Source organism: Nonomuraea lactucae (genome assembly GCF_003313395.1).
GTDB classification, from domain to species: Bacteria; Actinomycetota; Actinomycetes; order Streptosporangiales; family Streptosporangiaceae; genus Nonomuraea; species Nonomuraea lactucae.
Map to the genome: position 1 here is coordinate 1 of NZ_QNFZ01000953.1, position 10,084 is coordinate 10,084.

Genomic DNA, 10,084 nt, shown 5'->3' on the forward strand with positions numbered 1-10,084 from the left:
GGCGACGCCGCCGGGGCGGGAGGCCACCTGGCGCGCCTCGCCGCCGCCGCGCGGCAGCAGCCAGAGCGCGGGCACCTCGTCGGCGGGGTCCTTGACCGTCGGGTCGGGCCGGGCGGAGGTGAACAGCAGGTCACCGGCTCCGGTGAACTGGGCAGCGCTCTCGCCCTTGGCCGACCGGGTCAGCCGGTACGGCTCGCCGTCGACGGGGATCGCCCAGAGCGCGGTGCCGTACGACTTGCCGTCGGGGTCGAGGGACTGAACAGCGGAGACCAGGCGGGAACCGTCGGGCGAGAGCTTCAGCGAGAGAACTCGGGGGATGGCCACATAGTCACGAATGTCGTTGAATGCGCTCACCTGATCGAACCTACCTCTTGGCCAGGGCCATGAGCGCTCCGGCATAGGGTTGTCGCCGTGGGGAACTACGACGCGCTCCTGGTTCTTTCGTTCGGCGGGCCCGAGGGACCCGACGACGTGATGCCCTTCCTGGAGAACGTGGTGCGGGGGCGGGGCGTGCCGCGCGAGCGCCTGCTGGCGGTGGCCGAGCACTACCAGGGCTTCGGCGGCGTCAGCCCGATCAACCAGCACAACCGCGACCTGGTCGAGGCACTGCGCCCGGTGGCGGGCGTGCCGGTCTACTGGGGCAACCGCAACTGGCACCCGTTCGGCGAGGAGACGGTGCTGCGGATGAAGGCCGACGGCGTGCGCAGGGCGGCGGTCTTCGCCACCTCGGCCTTCGCGGGCTACTCCAGTTGCAGGCAGTACTACGAGGACATCGCGAGGATCTCCGTCGAGGGCGGCCCCGAGCTGGTCAAGATGCGCCACTACGGCGACCATCCGGGGTTCGTGGCCGCGGTGGCCGACCACACCCGGCGGGCGCTCGACCGGCTCGGCCGCGACGACGCGCGGCTCGTGTTCACCGCGCACAGCGTCCCCCTCAGCATGGCGCGCACCGCCGGCCCCGGGGGCGGGCTCTACGAGGAGCAGCTGCGCCGCTCGGCCGAGCTGGTCAACCGGGCGCTCGGCCGCACCGGGCCGTGGGACCTGGTGTGGCAGTCGCGCAGCGGGCCGCCGCAGGTGCCGTGGCTGGAGCCCGACGTCTGCGACCACCTGCGCAAGGTCGACGCGCCCGCGGTCGTGCTGGTGCCGATCGGGTTCGTCTCCGACCACATGGAGGTCGTCTACGACCTCGACACCGAGGCCAGGCAGGTGGCGGCCGAGCTGGGCCTGCCGATGGAGCGGGCCGCGACGGCGGGCACCCACCCCGCGTTCGTGCGGATGGTGCGCGAGCTGATGGACGAGCCCGAGCCGGCGCCGTGCCCGCTGACCTGCTGCCCCTCCCCGGTCCGGGGGTCTCAGGCGTAGGTCCGGGCGTACGCCTCGGCGATGCCCGTCACCTTGTTCACGTAGGCCCAGGAGTGGTTGTAGAACCAGATCGCCTTGCGCAGCTTCTGGCCGCCCTTGCCGGCGCCGTTCGCGCACAGGTAGCCGGCGGCGGCGGGCACCGCGTCGTACGGGCTCCAGATGTCGGCCTTGCCGTCGCCGTCGCCGTCCACGCCGTACGCCTTCCAGGTGGCGGGCATGAACTGCATGGGCCCCAGCGCGCCCGCGCTGGAGGGCCCGTTGTTGCGGCCGTGCGAGCTCTCCACCTGGCCGATCGCGGCCAGCACGGTCCACGACAGGCCCGGGCAGCGGGTGGCCGAGACCTTGTAGAGGTCGAGGTAGCTGGTGGGCCGGTTCGCGGTGACCGAGCCCTCGGGCTGCCCCGCCTGTGACTGCGGCCTCTTCTGGGTCGCGGCCAGCGAGAGCACCTGGGATCGGGGGCCGAGCAGGCGCTTCACGCGCGCCGGGCTGATGCCGCCCTCCTTGCCGTGCAGCAGCACCGCCACGCCCGGCGCCAGGCCGAGCCGCCTGCCCAGCTCAGGGCCCACCAGTCCGTCGATGCCCTTGAGCCCGAGCGTGGCCGAGGCGGCGACGCGCAGCCTGGGGCCGCCGTCCACCTGGTAATCGGCGCCCAGCACCAGCCCGAGCCGGCGCGTGGCCGCGGCGTCGGCGACGAACTCGCCCCTGGCCAGCGCGCCCCAGACCGCGGGCTGGTCCGCGACGGCTTTCGGCGTCCACGAGCGGAAGTGGGCCGGATCGACGGCCAGCAGGTTGAGGCCGGTGCCCGACACCTTGACCGAGCCGGCGTCCACCACGGTGACCTTCCGCACGTTCTTGACGCCGGCCAGCGCGAAGCGGGTCCGCTTGGGCACCTCGCCGCCGGCGATCGCCAGCAGGTGCGGCTGTGTGGGGGTGACGCCGGGGCCACCCGATCCGAAGTCTCCCGCCGTGCCGTTCCCGCTGCCGTTGCCGTTGCCGTTCGCCGGTGCCGTGGTGGGTACGAGCTGGTCGAGCCGTGGCTGCGGCTGCTGCTGCGGTGTCCGCTGGGGCTGTTGCCGCGGTCGCCGTGCGGGTCGCTCCTGGGCCGTGGGGAACAGGTCGTCGTCTCCCCCCAGGACCACCGCCACTCCCCCGCCCGCCACGGTCAGAACGGCCACGGCGGCGGCCATGAGCAGCACGGAGCGGAGCGAAGGAAGATCCGGCACGGGCGACAGGCTAGCCGAAACGGCGGGAAAAGCACTTGCCGTCCGGGCACATGGCACGCAAAAGTAGGCGGGAAGTGCGACAGGAGGAAAACACGTGGTCGGGCCTTACCGGGGGTTGTTCGACGGGCCCGGCGTCAAGGGATTCGTGCTGGCCGGTTTCATCGGCCGGATGCCGATGTCGATGCTGGGCATCGGCATCGTGCTGCTGATCTCCGCGCTCACCGAGTCGTACGCCACGGCCGGCGCGGTGGCCGCCACCACCAACCTGGCCTTCGCGGTCGCCGCCCCGCTGTCGGGCCGGCTCGTGGACCGGTTCGGGCAGGGCAGGGTGATAGTCCCGTTCGCCACCGTCAACGCGCTCGCGCTGGCCGCCCTGATGGCCTGCGCGGGGCTGGGCCTGCCCGAGTGGACGCTCTACTCCTCGGGCCTGTTGGTCGGGGCGACCTCGCTCTCGCTGGGCTCGATGGTGCGTGCCCGCTGGACCAGGCTGCACGGCGGCTCCGCCAAGCTGCACACCGCCTTCGCCTTCGAGTCGGTGGCCGACGAGGTGATCTTCGTCACCGGGCCGGCCGTGGTGACCGTACTGGCCACCAAGATCAATCCGTTCGCCGGCTTGGCGGTGGCGCTGCTGTGCATGCTGGGCGGCTCGCTGGCGCTGGCGTCGCAGCGGCGCACGCAGCCCCCGGTCCAGCCGGTCCGCAGCGGCGGCGGCTCGCCCATCCTGATCCCCGGCATCGCCCTGCTGTCGTGCGTCTACCTCGCGCTGGGCGCGGTGTTCGGCTCGGTCGACCTGATCACGGTGGCGTTCGCGGAGGAGAAGGGCGTCAAGGGCGCGGCCGGATTCCTGCTGGCGGCGTTCGCGGGCGGCTCGATGGTGTCGGGGCTGTGGTTCGGGTCGAGGCGCTGGCGGGTCTCGCTGCGAAGACGGTTCCTGCGGGCGCTCGGCGTGTTCGTGGTGGGGCTGCTGCCGATCATGTTCATCGGCGACGCGAAGGTGATGGCCGTGGGGCTGTTCGTCGCCGGGCTGGCCATCTCTCCGACGCTCATCACGGGCTTCTCGCTCACCGAGCGGCTGGTGCCGCCGTCGCTGCTGACCGAGGGCCTGGCGTGGATCTCGACCTCGATCGGCTTCGGCGTGGCGATCGGCGCCTGGGCGGGCGGCCGGCTCACCGAGGCGTTCGGCGCGTCCAACGCCTACGGCTTCGCCCTGACCAGCGCGGCCGTCGCGGTGGCGGTGGGGGTGGGAGGTTCGGGTTTGCTACGGATTCCCGACGCGGCTTCACCCGCGAAGACCTGATCCGCTACGGTCGAGACATCCCTCGCAACACCCTTCACATTGGAAACGACTATTTATGTCCCGACAAAGAGCTTCACTCCTGGCCATCGCGATAGTCACCCTCGCCCTCACTCCGGCTCCCGCGCTGGCCGATCCCACTCCACAGGCCGGCAAGACCGCCAAGACCGCGAAACGCGCCAAGACCGTCGACTGCGAGCAGGTCAAGTGCATCGCGCTGACCTTCGACGACGGTCCCGGCAAGTACGCGGGCACACTGCTCGACACGCTGAAGAAGTACGACGCCAAGGCGACGTTCTTCCTCGAGGGCCAGTACGTGAAGAGCCGCCCCTCCTACGTCAAGCGCATGGCCAAGGAGGGCCACGAGCTCGGCAACCACAGCTACACGCATCCGAACTTCACCACGATCGAGCCGGCGGCCATCCGGAGCGAGATCAAGAAGACCCAGGATGCCGTCAAGAAGGCCGCGGGCGTCGAGCCCAAGATCCTGCGCCCGCCGTACGGGCTGACGGACCTGCAGGTGACCGAGATCGCGGCCGAGGCAGGCATGCCGATCATTCTCTGGACGGCCGGGTCGCGTGACTGGGACACCAAGAACGTGGACGCCATCAAGAAGCAGACGCTCGCGGTGGCCCAGCCCGACGGCATCATCCTCATGCACGACTGGGTGAAGCAGACCGTCGACGCGATGCCCTCCATCGTCAAGACGCTGCAGGGCCGCGGCTACCACCTCGTCAAGGTGTCCGACATCGCGAAGAAGGAGAACCTGCAGCCGGGCGACGTCTTCCCGCTTCCGGAAGGCTGGCAGAACTGAGTATCGTTCACGTTTAATCGGAACGAGGCCCGGAGGGCGCTCATGGTGTTCGCGAACTGGGCTCGTAACCAGTCGGCCAGCCCCTCCGAAGTACGCACGCCGGCCTCCACGCAGGACGTCGTGCGCGCCGTGCGCGACGCCGCCGCGAGCGGGCGGCGGCTGCGCATGGTCGGCACGGGCCACTCCTTCACCGGGGTGGCCCTCACCGACGGGATCATGCTGCTCCCCACGGCGCTGACCGGCGTCCGGTCGTACGACGGCGACCGCGTCACCGTGCTCGCGGGCACGCCGCTCAAGGCGCTGAACGAGCTGCTGCACGAGCGCGGCCTGGCCCTGGCCAACATGGGCGACATCACCGAGCAGACCGTCGCCGGCGCCATCCAGACCGGCACCCACGGCACCGGCCGCGACAGCGGCGGCCTCGCCGACCAGGTCAGCGAGCTGGAACTGGTCCTCGCCGACGGTTCCGTGGCGACGGCCGCGCCCGGCGAGGATCTGTTCGACGCCGCCCGGGTCGGGCTGGGCGCGCTCGGCGTGCTCACCTCGGTGACGTTCCGGGTGGAGCCCGCGTTCCTGCTGCGCAACGAGCGGCGGCGGGCCACGCTGAGCGGGATGCTCGCCTCTCTCGACGAGACGACCTCGGCCAACGAGCACCTCGACTTCTTCTGGCTGCCGCACACCGACGCGTGCCTGGTCAAGACCAACAACCGGCACCCCGGCCCGGCCCGGCCGCCGAGCGCCTTCAAGCACTGGCTGGACAACGTCTTCCTGGAGAACACCGTCTTCGGCATGGCGTGCGCCGTGGGCGCGAGGTGGCCGGGGCTGATCCCCCGCATCAACGCCGTCAGCGCGGCGGCGCTCTCCGCCTCCGAGGCCGTGGACGCCTCGTACCGGATCTTCACCGCGCGCCGGGAGGTGCGCTTCCTGGAGATGGAGTACGCGGTGCCGCGCGAGCACCTCGCCCAGGCGCTGCGCGAGACGCGCGACCTGATCGAGCGCATGGACTGGAAGATCACCTTCCCGGTCGAGGTCCGGGTGACGCCGCCGAGCGACGCCTGGCTCTCCACCGCGTACGGCAGGCCGACGGGGTACGTCGCGTGCCACATGTATCGGCCCACCCCCCACCCCGCCTACTTCGAGGGCGTGGAGGAGATCATGACGCGGCTGGAAGGGCGGCCCCACTGGGGCAAGCTGCACACCCGGGACGCCGCGTACCTGCGTGAGGTCTACCCGCGGTTCGCGGACTTCGTGGCCCTGCGTGACCGGCTGGACCCCCACCGGCTGTTCGGCAACGCCTACCTGGAGCGGGTGCTGGGCTGACCGAGCCGCCCCGGGCCGACGGTCGGCTCAGGCTCTATTCGTCGGCCTCCGGCTCCCCGTCCTGCGGCGCCGGCTCCGTCCCCCCGGGCTCCTCCGTCTCCCCCGGCGAGGGGCCGGTGGGCGCGTCCGTCGGCTCGCCGGTGCCGGGGGAGGCGGGCGTCTCCACGGGGGACGCGGGCGAGGTGCGCGCCGGCGTGCCGCTCGCCCTGGGCGTGGAAGCCGGCGTCGGGGACACGGACGGGCTGGTGGACGGCGTGGCGGACGGGGTGAGGACCGTCGCCCCCGGCTCGCGCGCCGGATCCTGGGAGCGCCGCTCCTCGCGGGCGGGCACCGGGTCACGCGCCTTGTCGCGGGCCTTGCCCCTCATCTGGTCGTGCACCGTGGCGCCGGCGAGCGCCTGGTAGATCAGGATGCCGCCCATGCTGACCGCGAAGACCAGCGCGGCCACGGCCGCCAGCCTCCTCCACGGCAATCCCCCAGGCTCGCCCTCGCCCCCTCCCGGGACGGGGCCCGCGGGCGCCACCTCGACCGGCGACATCACCAGAGTCGGCGGGTCGCCCTCGGCGCCGCCACGATCACCGGCCCTGGCCTGAACGTCCGTGGGGCGAACGTCCGTGGGGCGAACGTCCGTGGCGTCGACGGCCGCGGTGTGGCCCCCTGTGGCCCCTGCGGGGCCGACACTCGCGGGGCCGACGCTTGTGGCTCGGGCCGTTGTGGCTCGGACCGCCGTGGCTCGGACCGCCGTGGCGAGCTCGCCCTGCCCGTCGTCCTCGGACGGCTGCTCGCCGGCGAGCCCCCACCGGGCGATCACGCCGTGCTGCTTGACCCTGTCGCCGGTCTGCTTGAGATAGTGCGTGTAGACGGCCGTACCCACCGTGCTGGCGACGCTCATCACCGCGGCGCCTATCACCGTGCCGGCCACACCCAGGTAGGAGGCCGCCACCGCGGCCGTCGCCGCCGCAAGGGCACTTCCCCCGATCTGCGGCACGCTCAGCTCGAACCTCCGCTGCTCGCCGCCCATGCCCTGGACCAGTCCCCTTTCATGCTCGTGAAGTGCTTCGTCGTCGGTCGTGCGGCCCGAACCCGTACGTCATGCGCCGGGTAAAGAGCTTCCTCGTGAATAGACGCGAGGGCGTGTCCCGTTGTTCCTGTGACCTGCGTGACAGGCACCCTCAGGGCTCGTGCCCCGACTACTCGGCCTGCCCTCCGTGTATCTCGCCGCGGCCGTGGCGACTGCGGTCGCGACGGCCGTGACCACGGCGGCGCCCCTCGCCGTGACCCCTGCCTCCGGAACCGCCCGCCGGCCCGCCGCGAACGAGCCCGCGCCGCCGTACCTCGTCACCGCCCGTGACCGGGACGCCGCCCGAGACCTCGTCGGCGAGGTCCGCTGGCGGGTCCGCCGCTACTACACCGCGGCGCTGCCCGGCTTCGCCACGTGGCTGACCGCGGCGGAGGTCGGCGAGCTGCGGGCCGATCCGCGCGTGCGGGCCGTGGAACCCGACCGCCGGATCCACCCCGCACGCGGCGATCACGGCCTCCCAGGGAACGCGCAGAGCACCCCCGCCCGGGAGGCGAAACACGGCCTTCCCCAGGAGGCGGGACAAGGTACCCGGACCGCCGGCTCCGCCCGAACGATCGGAACCGCCGGAATCGACGGGATCGCCGGAACCATCGGGATCGCCGGAATCGACGGGATTGACGGGATTGACGGGATGACGGTGTACGTCCTGGACAGCGGGCTGGATCCGGCTCGCGGCGAGTTCGGGGACCGGGCCTGGCGCGCCTTCGACGCGACCGGCGGTACGGGCGACGACTGCACCGGCCACGGTACGCGGCTGGCCCGCCGGATCGCCGGGCGCGCCTCCGGAGTGGCGCCACGGGCGCGGCTCGCGTCGGTCCGCGTGCTCGGCTGCGACGGGACTGGCAGCCTGTCCGACGTCGTCGCGGGGCTCGACTGGGTGCGCAGGCACGCCAGAAGGCCCGCCGTGGCCGTCCTGTCCGCCGACGCCGCCGAGGCCGCCGACGCCGACGGCTCCCCGGCCCTCACCACGGCCGTGCGGCGCCTCGCACGGGCGGGCGTCCTCGTCACCGGCGTGGAGCTCCATCCCGGGACGACCCCCGTCCGACTCGCGTCTTGGCCCAACCACCCGTCGTCACACGCAGTCATTCGCGAGAATCCGTCAAGGACTCTCCGGACCGGTGGGTTCTGACGATGACGGAATCGACAAATGTGACCGGCGTCACATCGCCCCGGGGCTATCCCAGGAAGGCGATGTTCGGACATGCCGGGTACGGTGCTGGCAGGCAACCGGCACACGCGAGAGACTCATGGGTCCGGGGGAAGAATGAGCACGCTGACGAAGGGACTCGCATGCAGGAGCTCCGACTCGTCGCGGTAAGTGAGGACGGCACCTATCTCGTGCTGGCGACTGCCGGGCGAGGCACCCGTTTCACACTTCCCGTGGACGACCGGCTCCGTGCTGCCGTCCGCGGCAACTTCTCCCGTCTCGGCCAGTACGAGATCGAAGTGGAGAGTCCGTTGCGCCCCAAGGAGATCCAGGCGCGCATCCGCGCGGGAGAGACCGCGGAGGAGATCGCCGCGACCGCCGGCATCCCGGTCGAACGGGTCCGCTGGTTCGAGGGGCCCGTGCTCCAGGAGCGGGAGTACGTCGCCCAGCAGGCGCAGCGCGTCGCCGTACGGATGCCAGGAGAGTCGTCGGCCGGTCCCACCCTCGGCGACCTCGTCGCGGAGCGCCTCACCCGGCGCGGCGTGCCCACCGACGAGATCGACTGGGACTCCGCCAAGCGCGATGACGGGCTGTGGCGGGTCAAGCTCGGCTACGTGTGGAACGGCCACACGCGGCACGCCGAATGGCTCTTCGACCCCCGCCGCCGCCACGTGACCCCCCACGACGACGAGGCGCTGCGGCTGTCGTCGGCCGATTTCGACCCCGACCCTCCGGTGGAGGACACCACGGTCACGCCGTTCACGCCGCGCGTGGCCAAGCTGCAGCCGGTGCCGCCACTCGGGTCGGACCCGCTGCCGTTCCCGTCCGCGGTGCGGCGCGATCCGGAGCCGGAGGAGCCCGCGGTCGGCTACCACCAGCCCGCGCGCGGCTCAGAGCCCGCCTACCCGCGCCCTCCGGCCGAGTTCGGCCTGCCCTCCCATGCCTTCGACCGGGCTCCGGGCAGCCCGCCGCGCGAGGCGACCGGCCCGTTCGACGGAGACCCGGCCTACACTCCGTTCGAGCGCGATCCGGCGCCCCGGGACGTACCCTCCGACCACGATCCCGCCGCCCGTCACCTTCCCTTCGAGCGTGATCCCGCCACCCGCAACGCACCGTGGGAGGGCGGTCCGGCCGCGCCGCCGGAGCTGCCGTTCGACCCGCCTGCTCCGGCACCCGACAGCGGCCTCGGCACCGGCCCCGCCTCCCGGCCGGAGGCCCCTGCCCGCGACACCGGCTATCCCCGCCCCGGCGACGCCTCCCGCCGCGGCGGCTCCGCGGCCTGGCTCCCCGACTTCGGCTCCGGCCGTACGGGTGAACGTGGCTCCGGGCGCGACGCGGAAGCGTTCTACGCGCCCGCGACCCGCGACACCGGCCACCCCGCCACCCCGGGAGAGCGAGCGGACACAGCGCCGCCGACGCCCACCACACCACCGAAGCCCAGCGAGGGGCCGTCCACCAGCGAGGCGGCCACCGCCACGCGACCGGGCCCCAGCCAGACGGCCGTCACGCCACCTCCCCAGGGCGGCGAGAGGGCACCTGCTCCACCGCCGATCACCTCCACCACCGAGCCCGGCCTCACCGCCGAAGCCGAGCCCGTTGAGGCCGGACCCGTGGAGGCCGAGCCCATTGAGGCCGGACCGGCGAACGGGGAACCCGCGACCGTGGAGCCCGTGCACGCCGCGCCCATGGACGTTGAGCCCATCACCGGTGTGGCGGCGGCGCCCATGGCGGAGACGCCCGCCCAGGAGGAGACCAGCGGGGCGCCCCAGAGCGCCCCGCCCACCGCCCCGCCCGCCGCCGCGCCCTCCAACGAGCCCTCGCAGGCGGTCGGCGCCCCGGCACC

The 10,084-nt window shown here is 72.8% G+C and carries 9 protein-coding genes; 6 read left to right on the forward strand and 3 right to left on the reverse strand.

Annotated features, from left to right (window positions below):
• Positions 1-354 (reverse strand): TolB-like translocation protein (locus tag DQW85_RS33360; protein WP_476703624.1); only part of this gene is annotated, 354 nt, incomplete at its 3' end.
• A 57-nt stretch (positions 355-411) separates the two neighbouring features.
• Between DQW85_RS33360 and DQW85_RS33365 the strand changes: the two genes are divergently transcribed.
• On the forward strand, positions 412-1,362 hold the full coding sequence (locus DQW85_RS33365; RefSeq protein ID WP_113703755.1) for a ferrochelatase: 951 nt from the start codon (positions 412-414) through the stop codon (positions 1,360-1,362).
• Here DQW85_RS33365 and DQW85_RS33370 read toward each other — a convergent pair.
• Positions 1,353-2,585 carry a lytic transglycosylase domain-containing protein gene (locus tag DQW85_RS33370; protein WP_113703756.1) on the reverse strand — a complete coding sequence of 411 codons (1,233 nt, stop codon included), beginning with the start codon at positions 2,583-2,585 and terminating at the stop codon, positions 1,353-1,355. The two genes, DQW85_RS33365 and DQW85_RS33370, sit on opposite strands and share 10 nt — an antisense overlap.
• Positions 2,586-2,679: 94 nt before the next feature.
• Between DQW85_RS33370 and DQW85_RS33375 the strand changes: the two genes are divergently transcribed.
• Genes DQW85_RS33375 through DQW85_RS33385 form a run of 3 tightly spaced genes read left to right on the forward strand, consistent with a single transcriptional unit; the run spans position 2,680 to position 6,013 of the window.
• On the forward strand, positions 2,680-3,882 hold the full coding sequence (locus tag DQW85_RS33375; RefSeq protein ID WP_113703757.1) for an MFS transporter: 1,203 nt from the start codon (positions 2,680-2,682) through the stop codon (positions 3,880-3,882).
• Positions 3,883-3,937: 55 nt separating this feature from the next.
• Positions 3,938-4,693 carry a polysaccharide deacetylase family protein gene (locus tag DQW85_RS33380; RefSeq protein ID WP_113703758.1) on the forward strand — a complete coding sequence of 252 codons (756 nt, stop codon included), beginning with the start codon at positions 3,938-3,940 and terminating at the stop codon, positions 4,691-4,693.
• A gap of 42 nt (positions 4,694-4,735) precedes the next feature.
• Positions 4,736-6,013, forward strand: coding sequence for a D-arabinono-1,4-lactone oxidase (locus DQW85_RS33385; protein ID WP_113703759.1), 1,278 nt, complete (start codon positions 4,736-4,738; stop codon positions 6,011-6,013).
• Between the two features lie 34 nt (positions 6,014-6,047).
• Here the strand turns inward: DQW85_RS33385 and DQW85_RS33390 are convergent, their stop codons facing one another.
• Positions 6,048-7,034 (reverse strand): hypothetical protein, encoded by a 987-nt coding sequence (locus tag DQW85_RS33390; RefSeq protein ID WP_113703760.1) that lies wholly within the window; start codon positions 7,032-7,034, stop codon positions 6,048-6,050.
• Positions 7,035-7,194: 160 nt separating this feature from the next.
• Between DQW85_RS33390 and DQW85_RS33395 the strand changes: the two genes are divergently transcribed.
• Positions 7,195-8,223: a S8 family serine peptidase gene (locus DQW85_RS33395; RefSeq protein ID WP_113703761.1), complete on the forward strand. Its 1,029-nt coding sequence runs from the start codon at positions 7,195-7,197 to the stop codon at positions 8,221-8,223.
• A gap of 161 nt (positions 8,224-8,384) precedes the next feature.
• A partial coding sequence (sepH, locus tag DQW85_RS46170) for a septation protein SepH (protein ID WP_205315600.1) occupies positions 8,385-10,084 on the forward strand: 1,700 nt, incomplete at its 3' end.

Bases quoted from the DNA above. Each gene is read 5' to 3' on its own strand.
- DQW85_RS33380 (WP_113703758.1), top strand. From the start codon at position 3,938: ATGTCCCGACAAAGAGCTTCACTCCTGGCCATCGCGATAGTCACCCTC.
- DQW85_RS33385 (WP_113703759.1), top strand. From the start codon at position 4,736: ATGGTGTTCGCGAACTGGGCTCGTAACCAGTCGGCCAGCCCCTCCGAA.
- DQW85_RS33390 (WP_113703760.1), bottom strand. From the start codon at position 7,034: ATGGGCGGCGAGCAGCGGAGGTTCGAGCTGAGCGTGCCGCAGATCGGG.